Annotated in this window: 12 protein-coding genes and 2 tRNA genes; 10 read left to right on the top strand and 4 right to left on the bottom strand. The window is 72.3% G+C overall.

The genetic code is table 11. From position 1 onward, the window contains the following. Window positions 1-164 precede the first annotated feature (164 nt). The 7 genes from ACFVST_RS24770 to ACFVST_RS24740 all read left to right on the top strand — a co-directional run bounded on the left by ACFVST_RS24770 (window position 165) and on the right by ACFVST_RS24740 (window position 5,518). Window positions 165-238, top strand: a tRNA-Lys gene (locus tag ACFVST_RS24770). A 167-nt stretch (window positions 239-405) separates the two neighbouring features. After that, window positions 406-954 (top strand): DUF6529 family protein, encoded by a 549-nt coding sequence (locus tag ACFVST_RS24765; RefSeq protein ID WP_390155770.1) that lies wholly within the window; start codon window positions 406-408, stop codon window positions 952-954. A gap of 84 nt (window positions 955-1,038) precedes the next feature. Next, window positions 1,039-1,338: a glutaredoxin domain-containing protein gene (locus tag ACFVST_RS24760; RefSeq protein ID WP_390155769.1), complete on the top strand. Its 300-nt coding sequence runs from the start codon at window positions 1,039-1,041 to the stop codon at window positions 1,336-1,338. A 160-nt stretch (window positions 1,339-1,498) separates the two neighbouring features. Next, window positions 1,499-2,671: an ABC transporter ATP-binding protein gene (locus ACFVST_RS24755; protein ID WP_390155775.1), complete on the top strand. Its 1,173-nt coding sequence runs from the start codon at window positions 1,499-1,501 to the stop codon at window positions 2,669-2,671. Next, window positions 2,668-3,414 carry an ABC transporter permease gene (locus tag ACFVST_RS24750; RefSeq protein ID WP_390155768.1) on the top strand — a complete coding sequence of 249 codons (747 nt, stop codon included), beginning with the start codon at window positions 2,668-2,670 and terminating at the stop codon, window positions 3,412-3,414. The genes ACFVST_RS24755 and ACFVST_RS24750 overlap by 4 nt, the downstream gene beginning before the upstream one ends. After that, a complete protein-coding gene (locus ACFVST_RS24745) occupies window positions 3,411-4,088 on the top strand; it encodes an ABC transporter permease (protein ID WP_390155767.1) in 678 nt (225 codons plus the stop codon). Before ACFVST_RS24750 ends, ACFVST_RS24745 begins: the two co-directional genes overlap by 4 nt. A gap of 179 nt (window positions 4,089-4,267) precedes the next feature. After that, the gene (locus tag ACFVST_RS24740) at window positions 4,268-5,518 is read left to right on the top strand and encodes a C40 family peptidase (RefSeq protein ID WP_390155766.1); all 1,251 of its coding nucleotides are present in this window, start codon (window positions 4,268-4,270) and stop codon (window positions 5,516-5,518) included. Window positions 5,519-5,618: 100 nt separating this feature from the next. Here ACFVST_RS24740 and ACFVST_RS24735 read toward each other — a convergent pair whose 3' ends face one another. From ACFVST_RS24735 to ACFVST_RS24720, 4 genes are read right to left on the bottom strand one after another with little or no spacing between them, the layout of a single operon-like run. Then, the gene (locus ACFVST_RS24735) at window positions 5,619-6,257 is read right to left on the bottom strand and encodes an ATP/GTP-binding protein (protein WP_390155765.1); all 639 of its coding nucleotides are present in this window, start codon (window positions 6,255-6,257) and stop codon (window positions 5,619-5,621) included. Further along, window positions 6,208-6,960 carry a DUF742 domain-containing protein gene (locus tag ACFVST_RS24730; protein WP_390155764.1) on the bottom strand — a complete coding sequence of 251 codons (753 nt, stop codon included), beginning with the start codon at window positions 6,958-6,960 and terminating at the stop codon, window positions 6,208-6,210. Before ACFVST_RS24730 ends, ACFVST_RS24735 begins: the two co-directional genes overlap by 50 nt. A 14-nt stretch (window positions 6,961-6,974) precedes the next feature. Further along, entirely contained in the window at window positions 6,975-7,460 is a 486-nt protein-coding gene (locus ACFVST_RS24725) for a roadblock/LC7 domain-containing protein (protein WP_390155763.1), read from the bottom strand. Window positions 7,461-7,464: 4 nt separating this feature from the next. After that, the gene (locus tag ACFVST_RS24720) at window positions 7,465-10,614 is read right to left on the bottom strand and encodes an ATP-binding protein (RefSeq protein WP_390155774.1); all 3,150 of its coding nucleotides are present in this window, start codon (window positions 10,612-10,614) and stop codon (window positions 7,465-7,467) included. A 363-nt stretch (window positions 10,615-10,977) separates the two neighbouring features. Here ACFVST_RS24720 and ACFVST_RS24715 point away from each other — a divergent pair, with 363 nt between their 5' ends. From ACFVST_RS24715 to ACFVST_RS24705, 3 genes are all read left to right on the top strand, one after another. Continuing rightward, window positions 10,978-11,919 (top strand): ABC transporter substrate-binding protein, encoded by a 942-nt coding sequence (locus tag ACFVST_RS24715; RefSeq protein ID WP_390155762.1) that lies wholly within the window; start codon window positions 10,978-10,980, stop codon window positions 11,917-11,919. A gap of 145 nt (window positions 11,920-12,064) precedes the next feature. Then, window positions 12,065-13,321 carry an alginate lyase family protein gene (locus ACFVST_RS24710; RefSeq protein ID WP_390155761.1) on the top strand — a complete coding sequence of 419 codons (1,257 nt, stop codon included), beginning with the start codon at window positions 12,065-12,067 and terminating at the stop codon, window positions 13,319-13,321. A gap of 57 nt (window positions 13,322-13,378) precedes the next feature. After that, window positions 13,379-13,452, top strand: a tRNA-Met gene (locus ACFVST_RS24705). Window positions 13,453-13,598 lie beyond the last annotated feature (146 nt).

Genomic DNA, 13,598 nt, shown 5'->3' with positions numbered 1-13,598 from the left:
TCCGGCCCCCGCTGCCGCTGCATGTCGGCAGTGGGTGACGTGCCGGGGGGGGGCCCCGCCTGGCTTGGGGGGGCCACAGCCCGTTCCGCCGCCCCCGTCCCCGCTCGCCGCTTACCGGATATGGCTGTGAGGGGCGGCGAACCCTACGGCTATGCTGGGGCGGCGGGCCGCTAGCTCAATTGGTCAGAGCAGCAGACTTTTAATCTGTTGGTTGTGGGTTCGAGTCCCACGCGGCCTACCGCACAACCCTCCGCCCCCGGTCCGTCCGACCGGGAGCGGGGGGCTTTGTCATGTGCGGCCGGGGCGCCCAGGTGGGGGTGCTGCGGTGGACAGCGGGCGCGGGGTGCGCGGGACTTGGGGGGACGGTGTCCGCCGGGGGCACCGGTGCGAGGGCGAGGTGTGGCGGTGGACGGCAGGGCGGTGGCCAAGGTCACGGCGGGCGCGGTGCTCCCGGTGGCCGTCGCGGTCGGGGTGTACCTCTTCGGGCGGGAGCACACGCCCAACTACAACACCAGCCTCTTCGGGCAGACGGGCGACGCCGGCAAGCATCTGAAAGCCCAGATGGCCACGGGTCTGCTGGCGCTGGCCCTGGTGCAGGTGGGTCTCGCCCTGTGGATGTACGGGCGGCTGCCGAGGGTGGAGCCCGCCCCGCACCGGGTGCGCACCGGGCACCGCGTCATCGGGCTGCTGGCGTTCCTGCTGTCCCTGCCGATCGCGGCGCACTGCCTGGTCACCTACGGCGTGCAGTTCTACACCACCAGGGTCGCCGTGCACTCCATCACCGGGTGCGTCCTCTACGGGGCGTTCGTGGCGAAGGTCGTGGTGGTGCGCAGCCCCCGGCTGCCCGGGTTCGCGCTGCCGATCGCGGGCGGTGTGCTGGCCGCCGCCATCGGCCTGATGTGGTACGTGGCGGCACTGTGGCAGTTCAACGGCCTCTCGGTACCCGGCTTCTGAGGGCGTCGCCCGGGACACGGCACCCGCTGCCCGTATCGTCGCGGGCAAGTGCGGTCGGTACGCGGTCGGTACGAGTGTGAGGCGGTGTTCTGGGTGGCCGGGTCGGGGTCTTCGGGGGACGCGGAGGTCGTCGTGTACTGGCGGCCGGGGTGCCTGTTCTGCGTGAAGCTGCGGCTGTCGCTGCGGTGCACCCGACTGCGGTACCGGGAGGTGGACATCCGGCGCGACCAGGACGCCGCGGCCTTCGTACGGTCGGTGGCGGGCGGCGACGAGACGGTGCCGACGGTGGACGTGGCCGGCCGGGCGCTGGTGAACCCTTCGCTGCGGCGCCTGCTGGACGCGGTACGGGAGCGGGTACCGCATCTGCTGGCGGAACGCGCCTGAGCGTGCCTGCGCCCCGCAACCCGACCAAGCCCGGCCCCCCTGCCCTTGGAGTCCCGCACGTGGGTGACCGTGGGGCCACCACCTAGACTTGCGCACTCATGTCTGCGTGCCGTCCCGAAGTGACCGTGTTCCCGCCCAGCCCGGAGGGGTGTTCGGCGTCTTGATAGTCATCGACGATGTGAGCAAGCGGTATCCGGACGGCACGGTGGCCGTCGACCGGCTCACGCTGGAGATCCCCGACCGTTCGATCACCGTGCTCGTCGGCCCGTCCGGGTGCGGCAAGACCACCACCCTGCGGATGATCAACCGGATGATCGAGCCCACCTCCGGACGCATCCTCCTGGACGGCGGCGACATCCAGCAGCAGCCCGTCAACGCCCTGCGCCGCTCGATGGGTTACGTCATCCAGAACGCGGGCCTCTTCCAGCACCGCACCGTCGCCGACAACATCGCCACCGTGCCCCGGCTGCTGGGCGTCAGCCGCAAGCGGGCCCGGGAGCGGGCCGCGGAACTGATGGAGCGGGTGGGCCTCGACCCGGCGATGGCCGGGAGGTACCCGTATCAGCTCTCCGGCGGGCAGCAGCAGCGCGTGGGGGTGGCGCGGGCGCTCGCCGCGGATCCGCCGGTGCTGCTGATGGACGAGCCGTTCTCCGCGGTCGACCCCGTGGTACGGCGCGGTCTTCAGGAGGAACTGCTGTGGATCCAGGGGGAGTTGGGCAAGGCCATCGTCTTCGTCACCCATGACATCGACGAGGCGATCCGGATCGGCGACCAGATCGCGGTGCTGCGGACCGGGGGTCACCTCGCTCAATTCGCGGCCCCCGCCGAGCTGTTGGCGTCTCCCGCCGACGAGTTCGTGGCGGACTTCCTCGGCGCTGATCGCGGTATCCGCGGCCTCTCCTTCTTCGACAGCAGCCAACTCGCCGTGGACGCCGAGGTGTTGGTGCCGGCGGAGGCCACGGCCGGTCAGGTCGGGGAGCGGGCCGCGGCGGCCGGCCGCTATCTGCTGGTGACCGGAGCCGACGGCCGCCCCGAGGGCTGGGCGGACACCGAGGACACCGCGTCCGCCGAACTCGCCCCGGGCGACGCCGACTTCGGCGCCCTGCTGCCGTACGGGCAGACCTTCCGGCCCGACCGGGACTCGCTGCGCGTCGCCCTGGACTGCGCCGTGCTCTCACCCACCGGCCGGGCCGTCGCCGTGGACGGGGAGGGCCGGGCGCTGGGCGCCGTCGACCAGGAGACCATCGCCGCCGCCGTACGGGCCGCCCGCAGCGCCGGGCCGGACGGCCAAGTCCCGTCCGAGAGCGGTGACTTGGCCGAGGCCACCGGATGAGCGGCATACCCGGCGTGCCCAAGGGGTTCCTCGGCGGCTTCTTCGACATGCCGAGCGACCTCCAGCACTCCTATCTCGGCCTGGTCGCCTGGCATGTGGAAGAGGCCCTGATCCCGGTGCTCGCGGGCCTGCTGATCGCCCTGCCGATCGGCGCCGCCTGCGTACGGCTGCGCTGGCTGTACCCGCCGGTGCTGTGGGTGTCGACGGTGATCTACGCGGTGCCGTCGCTGGCGTTCTTCGTGGTGCTGATCGACTACACCGGGCAGAGCCAGATCACCGTGATGATCCCGCTGGCCCTGTACAGCCTGGTGGTGCTGGTGCCGGCGGTCGTGGACGGGGTGCGTTCGGTGCCCGAGGAGACCGACGCGGCCGCCGTCGCCATGGGCATCGGGCCGATACGCCGCTACCTCCAGGTCCAACTCCCCATCGCGGTACCGGCGATCATCGCCGGACTGCGGGTGGCGACCGCCTCCAGCATCAGCCTGGTCGGGGTCGGCGCCCTCATCGGCAACCAGGGCGCGCTCGGCAACCTCCTCGCCGACGCGATGTTCTACCGCCGCCCGATCCTCGCGGTCAGCTCCGTGGTGACCACCGCCGTTATCGCCGTCCTCGCGGACCTGCTGCTGGTGCTGCTGCGGCGCCTGCTCACCCCGTGGCAGCCGCGCGCCGGCCGCGGCGGGCGGTCCGCCGCACGCCGGGCCGCGCGCCGGAGTCCCGAACCGGCCCTGGAGCGTGTGCCATGACCGTCCTCACCTTCGTCCAGCACTTCTTCTCCGACAGCGCCCACTGGCACGGCTACGACGGCATCCCGCGGCGGGTGCTGGAACATGTGCAGTACTCGGCGGCGGCGCTCGCCATCGCCGCCGCGATCGGCCTGCCCGTCGGCATGGTCACCGGACACACCGGGCGCGGCGGCAACGCGCTCGCCCTGGTCGCCACCGCGGCCCGCGCCCTGCCCAGCTTCGGGCTGCTGGTGCTGATGTTCGTCTGGCTCGGCCTGAGCACCCTGCCGGCGATGATCCCGCTGGTGGTGCTGGCCATCCCGCCGATCCTGGTCACCAGCTACGAGGCGGTGCGCACGGTGGACCCGTCGCCGGTGGACGCGGCCCGCGGGATGGGCATGGGCCCGGCGAAGATCCTCTTCCAGGTGGAGCTGCCGGTGGCGCTGCCGCTGATCCTCAGCGGGCTGCGCTCGGCGGCGATCCAGATCGTGTCCACCGCCACCATCGCCGCCTATGTGAGCCTCGGCGGAGTCGGCCGCTACATCGTGGACGGCCTCTACCAGCGCGACTACCAGAAGGTGGTGGGCGGCGCCGCCCTGGTCGCGGTACTGGCCCTGCTGGTGCTCGCCCTCTTCTGGCTCACCGCCCGCCTCGCGGTTTCCCCGGGCGTACGTCGGCGGGACGCGAAGGCCTGAGCGCCCGCCGCTGGGGCGACCGCCCGCCGACGGCCCCTGACCTCACGTCAATCTGCGCGAGCTCTTACGTCGTGACTCGCCCAGTGCTTGAATGTCCACCGTCAATTTTGCCACCGCAATCCCGCTAGGGACACCCCCCATCCAGCGCCCCTCGGGGCACACCGCCAAGGACCGTCGTCATGACTCTGCGCGTCGACTCCCCACCACGGACACTCCACCCGCCCGGCCTCCTCCGGCTCGCCGCACTGCTGGCGATGGTCGCCTCCCTCTTCGTCTTCGCACCCGGCGCCACGGGCACGGCACACGCCGCCCCCGGCTGCGGGGTCCTCGCCGAGGGCGCCGCACCGGAGGCCAACTCCGCGGTCAACTCCGCGTGCGGGCTGATCGGCACCCCGTATTCCTGGGGCGGTGGCCACGGCGACACCCCCGGCCCGACCTACGGCATCTGCGACCCGTCCAACGGCGCGCCCAACGACTGCAACGTCCGGGGCCTCGACTGCTCCGGCATGGTGCGCTACGCGTACTCCCTCGCGGTCGGCGACGACGTCATCGCCGGTACCAGCAGAAGCCAGTGGACCACCTCCCGCGCCGTCGCCCGCTTCTACCAGTCCGACGGCACCGGCCAACTCCTTCCCGGCGACCTGGTGTTCTTCGGCAACACGGCGTCCACCATCCACCATGTGGCGATGTACCTCGGCCAGGGCTGGATCGCCGAGGCTCCCTACTCCGGCGGCTACGTCCGGGTCTACGCGATGTCGGGCCACGACGACTACTACGGCGCCGTCCGCCTCTACGGCCCCGGCGGCGGCTCCCCCACCCCGCCCAACCCGCCGACCCCGCCCAACCCGCCCAATCCGCCCGGCAGTTACTGGGCCGACACCTTCTCCTCGGCTGCCGTCTACGGCTCCCCGACGAGTACTGCGGCCACGGGCACGCTCTATGGCGGTACGAACTATGTGTTCTGCAAGGCGTGGGGGCGTGAGGTGGCCGGTGGGTCGGGTTCCAACCACTGGTGGCTGAAGACCGATCCGGACGAGGGTCCCGGTGGTCAGTGGGTCTCGGCGTACTACCTGTCACGCTGGGGCAACGACGAGGCCAAGGACAACGACGGGGCGGAGATCCCCGACTGTGCCGGCGGTGGCCAGCCTCCCTCGACCGGCCGCTACTGGGTCGACACCTTCTCCTCGGCAGCCGCCTACAGTTCCCCGACGAGCAGTGCTTCCACGGGCACGCTGTACGGCGGTACGAACTATGTGTTCTGCAAGGCGTGGGGGCGTGAGGTGGCCGGTGGGTCGGGTTCCAACCACTGGTGGTTGAAGACCGATCCGGATGAGGGTCCCGGTGGTCAGTGGGTCTCGGCGTACTACCTGTCACGCTGGGGCAACGACCAGGCCAAGGACAACGACGGGGCGGAGATCCCCGACTGCTGAGGTGGGGCGGAACGGCCGGTGGCCGCCGATCAGGGAGTCAGGCGTCTCCCGCGGCGGCCACCGGCCGTTTGATGTCAACCGCCGTCCTGTCGGCGGGAGTTCAGCCGCTCGCCGTGTCCAGGGCGTGTTCCAGGACGATGAGCAGGGCGTCGCGTACCGAGCCGCGTTCGCGGGCGTCGAAGACGGTGAGCGGGACATGGGCGGCGACGTCCAGGGCCCAGCGTACCTCGGCCAGATCGTGCTGGACCAGGCCGTCGAAGGCGTTGACGGCGACCGCGAACGGGATGTGCCGGTGCTCGAAGTAGTCGACCGCGGCGTAGCAGTCGTCCAGGCGGCGGGTGTCCACGATGACGAGCCCGCCGAGCGCGCCCTCCACCAGGTCGTCCCACATGAAGCCGAACCGCTCCTGCCCCGGGGTGCCGAACAGGTACAGCTTGAGCGTCGGGTCGAGGGTGACGCAGCCGAAGTCCATGGCCACCGTGGTGGTGGTCTTGGCGGGGGTGAGGGTGAGGTCGTCCACACCGGCCGCGACCGAGGTGATGGACGCCTCGGTGGTGAGCGGCTCGATCTCGGATATCGCCGCCACGGTGGTGGTCTTGCCGACGCCGAAGCCGCCGGCGATGACCATCTTCACGGGCATCGGCGGCCGCACATGGTCGTCGGGGCGTCCGGCGCCGGCACCCGTGGTGTCAGCGTTCACGGATCGCGCCCCTGGAGTCGGGGACGGCACGGAGACCATCGATAACCCTTCGCAGTACGGAGGCGTCCCGGGCCGAGGCGGCCGGCGGGGCGTAGAGGGCCAACTGGCCGTCGGCCCGCAGGTCGTCGGCGAGCACCCGGATGACGTTGAGGTGCATCCGCAGTTTCGCGGCGACCTCGGCGAGCGACTGCGGCTCACGGCAGGCGGCCACGATGTCACGGTGTTCGAGGTCGAGGGAGTCCAGGGCGGCGAGCCCGCCCCGGGTCGACACCACCTGGGTCTCGATCGGGATGGGCGGCACCAGGCCCTCGCCTCCCGCGATCCGGCCCGCCGTCAGCAGATAGGGCCGCACCGCGGACGCCGGCCGCACCGGCCCCGCCCGGTGACCGAACTCCCCCTCGGCAGAGCCTTCCTGGCCGAACGCCCGATCCCCGAACCGCGCACCCCCGAAGGGTACGCCGCCCGACTCGGCGGCACCGAACGGCTTGCTGTCGTAAGGGGTGTCATCGAAGGGCGTGGCGTCCAACGGCCCCTCGGAGAAAGGAGCGTTGGTGAACGCCCCTTCTGCTTCAGGTGAGTTGGTGAACGACCCGTCCGGCACGGGGGAGTTGGGGAACGGCTCGTCGGGGAACCCGCCGCCCGGGTAGGGGCCGTTGCCGGACAGCCGCCCGGAGGGGGCGGGCCGGGGCTGCGGCCGGCCGTCGGAGGGCGGGCCGCCGGCCGGGCGTCGCTCGTCTCGCACACCGTGTCCCGTGGTCAGCCGCCGGCCGGCGCGGTGCCCACGCTGTTCTTCAGTTCCAGCACCAACTGGGGGCTGAGCGCGGCACCGGCGCGGTTGGCGAACAGGGTCATCTCGTAGGCGATGTTGCCCAGTTTGGCCTCTTTGGAGGTGACGACGCCGAGGACCGCGCCCGCGCCGATCGCGGAGACCAGGAGGTGGCCGCCCTCCAGGTCGATGATGACCTTGTTGAGGCTGCCCAGGCCGTAGTTGCCGGAGGCGCCCATGGCGAGGCTGGTGATACCGGAGACGATCGCGGCGAGCCGTTCGGAGTCGGCGTGCTCACGCAGCCGGGAGACGGCGATCAGCAGACCGTCGGAGGAGACGCCGATGGCGTCCACGACGCCCGCGGTCTCGGTGGCGAACCGGTTCAGCAGCCAGTTGAAGTCCGCTGCCGCGGCCCGGATGTCGGTGGGCGGTGCCGTCGCCCCCGGGTCTGCCTCGCCGCCTGTCCATACGGTCACTGGGTCACACACCTTCCGGGAAGGCCGGGTCCGGTCCGTCCGGCCCGGACTGTCCGGGCGCCGGGGGCCGGCCGGTCGTGGGGTCCGGACCGGGGGCTCCGGCCGGGTGCTGGGGGCCGCCGAGGCGGCACTCGTACCGGGCGCGCGCCACCGCCGCCTCGAACTGCTCGATCTCGGCGCGGGTCGCCTCCGCGTCCCTCGGCTGCCAACCGCACGGCGCGGGCTGGGCGCCGGCCGCGGTGTTCCGCTGAAGCGTGGCCCCCCGCACCCGCCGCCGCAACGGCCGCGCCTCCGCGGGCGGGACGGAAGGCGTCTCCTCCACAGCAGGGGCCGCCGGATGTGTCGGGGACGCGGGGCGGGCGGTGGCGCCCGCGCGGGGCGGGACGGTGCCGAAGACGGGGGTCGAGCGCGGGTCGTCCGCCCCGCGTACGGGCTCCGCGCTGGTACGGGCCGGCGGGGAGATGGCGGGCGGATCCGCGGGGTGCCGGGGTGGGGCGGTACCGGGGGCCGGGAGCGAGCCGGAGTCGAAGCCCGATATCCGGGCCCCGCGTTGACGCCTGGGCAGGGGGGCGGTGTCGGGGTGGTGCGGGGGCGTGGGCTCCGCCAGGGCGTCGGGCCGCGACCCCTCGGACCCGGACGGCCCGGCGGCCTCGTACGGTCCGGAGCGGGCGGGGAAGGTGGACCGGGCCGGGATGGCGGACTGGGCGGAACGGGCGGACGGTGAGGGCTCGAAGAAGCCGAAGGGCTCCCGGGGTTCGGTGTCGTCGGGGCCGGCGATGTCATGCCGCGAGCCGCCGGGCCGGCCGCGGTCGGACCCGGTCCCGTCGACCCCCGCTCCCCAGTAAGTCCCGGACGCAGGCGTCCCGTTGGCCCCCTCGGCCCCGCCGGATTCGTGGGACCCGTCGGACCCGCCGACCCCGCCCCCGCCGTCGGGCCAGTGGACGCCGTCGGCTCGGGGTGCGCCCGGGGGTTCCGGGGATTCGGGGGCGTCGTCCGGGAACCACCCGGGCGGGAGGCCGGGCGGGAGGTCGGGGTGGTGGCCGTGGGACGGGAGGTCCCGGTCGCCGCCTCGGGCCGCGACGTCCGGACGGCGGGCCTGGGCGGGGACCTGGGGCCCGTCCAGTGCCTCCCGGAGCCCGGCGCGGGGGTTCGCCGCCCGCCATCCGGTGCCCGGGGCCCGTACCGGGAGCGGGGCCGCGGTGACCGGGTCGGTGGGCAGCAGATGGGTCGCGGGCACGGTGACGGTGGCGGTGGTGCCGCCGCCCGGGGTGCGGCCCAGGACGACCCGGATGCCCCAGCGCCGGGCCAGGCTGCCGACGACGAAGAGGCCGAGGACCTTCGTCGGCATCAGGTCCAGGCGTTCCCGGCGGACCAGCCGGGCGTTCTCCTCGGCGAGGCGTTCGTCGCTCATCCCGAGACCGTGGTCGATGATCTCCACGGTCGCGCCGTCCGAGGCGTGGCCCCCGCGGTGCGGCCGAAGCACCACATCCACCCGGCTCACCTCCGGGGAGAACGTCACGGCGTTCTCCAGGAGTTCGGCCAGCATCAGCGTCAGGTCCCCGACCACGTCCGGCGCGATCAGCGCATCGCCCTCGGCGCGCGGGCTGACCCGCTGATAGGACTCGATCTGGCCCAGCGCCGCGCGCACCACATTGCTGAGGCGGGTGGGCTCCGCGTCGCAGCTCGCGTCCCGGACCCCCGCCAGCAGCATCAGGCTGTCCGCGTTGCGCTGGAGGCGGACCGCGATGTGGTCGATGCGGTAGAGGCGCTCCAGTACCGACGGGTCGGTCTCGCCGCGCTCCACCGAGTCGATCAGGGCGAGTTGGCGCGCGGTGAGGTTGCTGACGCGGCGGCCCACGTTGCCGAACATCTCCGCGATGTTGCGGCGGCTCACGATCTGCCGCTCCAGCAGGTCGGTCGAGGTGACCTGCACCTGGTTGAACGCCTCGGCCAGCGCGCCGATCTCGTCCCGTACCGGCACCGGCAGCGCGGGCAGTCTGGGCGGGGCGTCGTCGTCGGCGTCGCCCAAGGTGTCGTCCACCCGGGCCAGTTCACGTTTGGCGGCCTCCGCGACGGACTCGGCGGCGCCGGTGAGCGCGGCCACGGTGCGGATCATCGAGCGGCGCGTCATCCAGGTGAACGTGATCCAGCCTGCGAACGCCAGCAGGCAGCCGCCCAGCAGCGCGGTCGCCCGCCACCAGGCGGTGTCCGAGGCCCGCTCGGTCTGGGCGGCGATCTGCCCGATGAGGGAGCGGACGATACGCAGCCGGTTCCGCGCCTGCCGCTCATACGTCGGATCGGCCCGCAGCGCCTCCCGCAACGCGGCCTTGACCTCCGCCGGACTGTCCGCGACCAGGCCGCTGGGGTCGACCTGGAGCGCGGCGTAGTGCTGAGCGATCTGCGCCTGGTACGCGCTGCGTTCGATCTCCGCCAGCTCCGCGCCCTGCTGCTGGCTGGCGAACCGGGTGAACCGCCGTGCCTGGTACGTGTATTGCTCGTAGTCGCCGACGGCGCCGGTGAACTCGATGAGGGAGTTGGGGTCGCCGGTGCGTGCGGAGAACACACTGGTCTCGAAGGCGGCGTGCGCGGTGTCGGCCCGCAGCAGCGCGTCCAGGAGACCGCTGGCGGAGGCACCGGTGACGGACCGGGAGTCACCGAACCCGAGCCCGGTGAGCAGCTCGTCCACGGCGGTGCCGTACGCGGGGTCGACGTTGTCGGCGGGGATCGGGCCCTCCTCCACCGAGCGGCGCAGGCTGGTCAGCCCGCCGAGCGCCCTCAGTGCCTGTGCCTCGGACCGCGGCAGCCGCTCACCGAACGCCGAACGCACCTGCTCCACACGGGAGTCGACGTCGTGCTGCGCGGCACGGAAGCGCGCCGTGGACGGCTTCGGGTCCTCCGGGGCGGCCGCCGCGTGCCGCAGCGACAGCACCAGTGCCTGCCGGTGCTCCGTCTGCACCGCGTCCACCAACTCGGCCACCTTCGCGCTGTCCCGCACCAGTTGGGCGGTGGCCGCGGCGGCACGGGCCTGCACGATCTGGTCGTAGCCGGTGTAGCCGAGCAGTACGGCGACCACCGTCAGCGGCACCACGAACAGTGCGTCGAGCTTGCGCCGGAAGGGGACTCGGTCGAGGAGGCCGGACACACGGCGGCGCACCAACGGCCTGATGGTGCCGGGGGGTTGTCCCGGCGCGTCTGTCCGGTGCGCAGGCACCAAGGCCTCCTCGGGGGACTGGGCGGTGGCCGTGCGGCGCCGGGCCGGTGGTCGGGCCGGCCGGTTCCGCCACGGCCCGTCAGAAGGGTCGATCGTGCTGAGCGGGCTCCGAGCGTAGCCACAACGGAAGCTGATGCGCACGAGTCCGCCAGGAATTGACAGCAGCCCCGGGGGGTCAACAATCACATCTTGGTCAAGAAGGGGCACCGGGACGAGTGTGGGCGCCGAACGCGGTGATCTGATCGGTCCGAGGAGCGCACCGCGACCGGCGCGCCCCACCCGACGCCCAGACCCGGATGGGACACCGTGAACGCAACCGCACACACCCGTACGCGCACCCTCGCAGGCGTGGCCGTACTGGCCGCCGCACTGGTGGGCTGCGGCTCCTCCGGTGACTCCGCCGGGGACGACCCGCTGAAGAACGACAAGGCGGACAGCGGCACCGTCGTCGTCGGATCCAACAACTTCGCGGAGTCCATCCTGCTCGCCGACATCTACGGCGAAGCCCTCAAGTCCCAGGGCATCAAGGTGAGTTACAAGCCGAACATCGGCAGCCGCGAAACCACCTACGGCCTCATCAAGAACGGCACCCTGACCGTGCTGCCCGAGTACAACGGCGCCCTCCTCGCCTACCTCGACAGCAAGGCCGCGCCCAAGACCGTCGACGAGACCCAGACCGCCGTCAAGGCGAAGCTCGACAAGAAGCTGACCCTCCTCCAGCCCTCCCCCGCACAGGACCGGGACGCCGTCACCGTCAACGCCGAGACAGCGAAGAAGTACCACCTGACGGAGAAGTCCACCATCGCCGACCTGAAGGCGGCCGCACCCGGCCTGGTCATCGGCGGCTCACCCGAGTTCCAGCCCCGGCACCAGGGCCTCAAGGGCCTGAAGTCCGTCTACGGCGTGGAGTTCAAGTCGTTCAAGGCACTCGACGCGGGCGGCCCCCTCACCACCGCCGCCCTCAAGAGCGGCAACATCCAGGCCGGTGACGTCTTCACCACCGACCCCGGCATCGCCAAGAACAAGTTCCTCGCCCTGAAGGACCCGGAGAACCTCTTCGGATTCGAGAACGTGGTCCCGCTGGTACGCAAGGCGGACCTGCCGAAGAAGGCCGCCGGCGTCCTGGACGCGGTGTCCGCGAAGCTCGACACCGCGACCCTGCTGAAGCTCAACACCCAGGTACAGAACGACCATCAGGACCCCATGGACGCCGCCAAGAAGTGGCTGGCCTCCGCCGGCCTCGACTGACCCGCGACCACCTCCTCCTCCGCCGCCCGGGTTGCGGCGTGGCCCGCACGGCGCAACCCGCCCTGCGCACCCGCCGATCCCGCGGCACGCTGCCAGAGGGCATCGGCGGGCCGCACCGGTCCGCCACCCCTACCCGGAGGTGGAGATGACGACGGCACGGCAGCACCCACGGGTGCGTCTCGGGCAGGCCCGAGGCCCTGGTGCACCGCTGGTGCTGCTGCTGGTGCCGCTGCTGGTCTCGCTGCTCGCCTCCTGTGGCACCCTGCCCGGCGCGAGCACCACCGCCCACGCCAAGCCCGTCGGGAACGGCGACTTCCACCACCCCGGAGTCGTCGTCAGCAAAGCCCAACTCGACACCGCACGCGACCGCGTCAACGCCGGCAAGCAGCCCTGGCTCTCCTCCTACCTCGCCATGCGCGACAGCAAGTACGGCTCCCTCGCCTACCGGGCCACCCCCTTCGCAACCGTGCAGTGCCCACCCGACACCCGCCCCGGACACGGCTGCGTGGAGGAACGCCAGGACGCCGTCGCCGCCTACACCCAGGCCCTCCTCTGGTACATCACCCGCGACCGGCAGCACGCCGCCAAAGCCGAGCAGATCATGGACGCCTGGTCCGCCGAGGTGAAACGGCACACCGACGGCAACGCCGGACTCCAGACCGCGTGGGCCGGCTCCACCTGGGCCCGCGCCGCGGAGATCGTCCGCCACACCGGCGCCGGCTGGCCCGAGCCCCGGGTGCACCGCTTCGAGACCATGCTGCGCACCGCGTACCTGCCCGAGGTCGACAAGAAGGTCCCCGACTACAACGGCAATTGGGACCTCGCCATGACGGACGCCGCCATCGCCATCGCCGTCTTCCTCGACGACCACCGCACCTTCGACACCTCCCTCGCCCGCTTCAAGTCCCGCGTCCCCGCGTACTTCTACCTCTCCTCCGACGGGAAGAGCCCCAGGACGGTGCCCGGCAGCAGCTCCCGCACCCCGCGGCAGATCGACACCTACTGGTTCGGGCAGAACGTCTACGCCGACGGCCTCGGGCAGGAGACCTGCCGCAACTTCATGCACGTCGGCTACTCGCTCGCCGCCACCGGGCATATCGCGGAGACCGCCTGGCACCAGGGCGTCGACCTGTACTCCGGGGTGAAGGACCGGCTGAAGGCCGCCCTGGAATTCCACTCCCGCTACCAGCTCGGCGCCCGCGCCCCCGGCTGGCTCTGCGGCGGCAAGGTGGAACGCACCCTCGGCCCCGACCTGGAGGTCGACGCCAACCACCTGGAGAACCGGCTCCATCTGTCGCTGCCGCAGACCGACAAACTGAACCGGAGGACCCGGCCCGCCGGCACCGACGACCTGTTCGTCGCCTGGGAGACCCTCACCCACGACGACAGCCCCGGGAAGTGACCTGCCGGGCGCGATGTGCGCGGCACCCCGCGAATGGCGTACACTTCAACTCATCGACGCGGGGTGGAGCAGCTCGGTAGCTCGCTGGGCTCATAACCCAGAGGTCGCAGGTTCAAATCCTGTCCCCGCTACTGAAGGCCGAGGGGCCGGAACCAGAAAATGGTTCCGGCCCCTCGGTGCGTTCCCGGCCGGACCCCGTAGACCGGTCGGACCGCACGGGTCGCCGGGTCGGCCGCGGCGGGAGAACCTGTACGGGGCGCCGCAGCGGGCGCGAGGC

It is taken from the genome of Streptomyces sp. NPDC058045 (assembly GCF_042885635.1).
Classification (GTDB): Bacteria; Actinomycetota; Actinomycetes; order Streptomycetales; family Streptomycetaceae; genus Streptomyces.
Note: the sequence above shows the minus strand (reverse complement) of the source record. Positions and strands in the feature narration are given on the sequence as shown.

Bases quoted from the DNA above. Each gene is read 5' to 3' on its own strand.
- ACFVST_RS24750 (WP_390155768.1), top strand. From the start codon at position 2,668: ATGAGCGGCATACCCGGCGTGCCCAAGGGGTTCCTCGGCGGCTTCTTC.
- ACFVST_RS24745 (WP_390155767.1), top strand. From the start codon at position 3,411: ATGACCGTCCTCACCTTCGTCCAGCACTTCTTCTCCGACAGCGCCCAC.
- ACFVST_RS24710 (WP_390155761.1), top strand. From the start codon at position 12,065: ATGACGACGGCACGGCAGCACCCACGGGTGCGTCTCGGGCAGGCCCGA.
- ACFVST_RS24740 (WP_390155766.1), top strand. From the start codon at position 4,268: ATGACTCTGCGCGTCGACTCCCCACCACGGACACTCCACCCGCCCGGC.
- ACFVST_RS24735 (WP_390155765.1), bottom strand. From the start codon at position 6,257: ATGGTCTCCGTGCCGTCCCCGACTCCAGGGGCGCGATCCGTGAACGCT.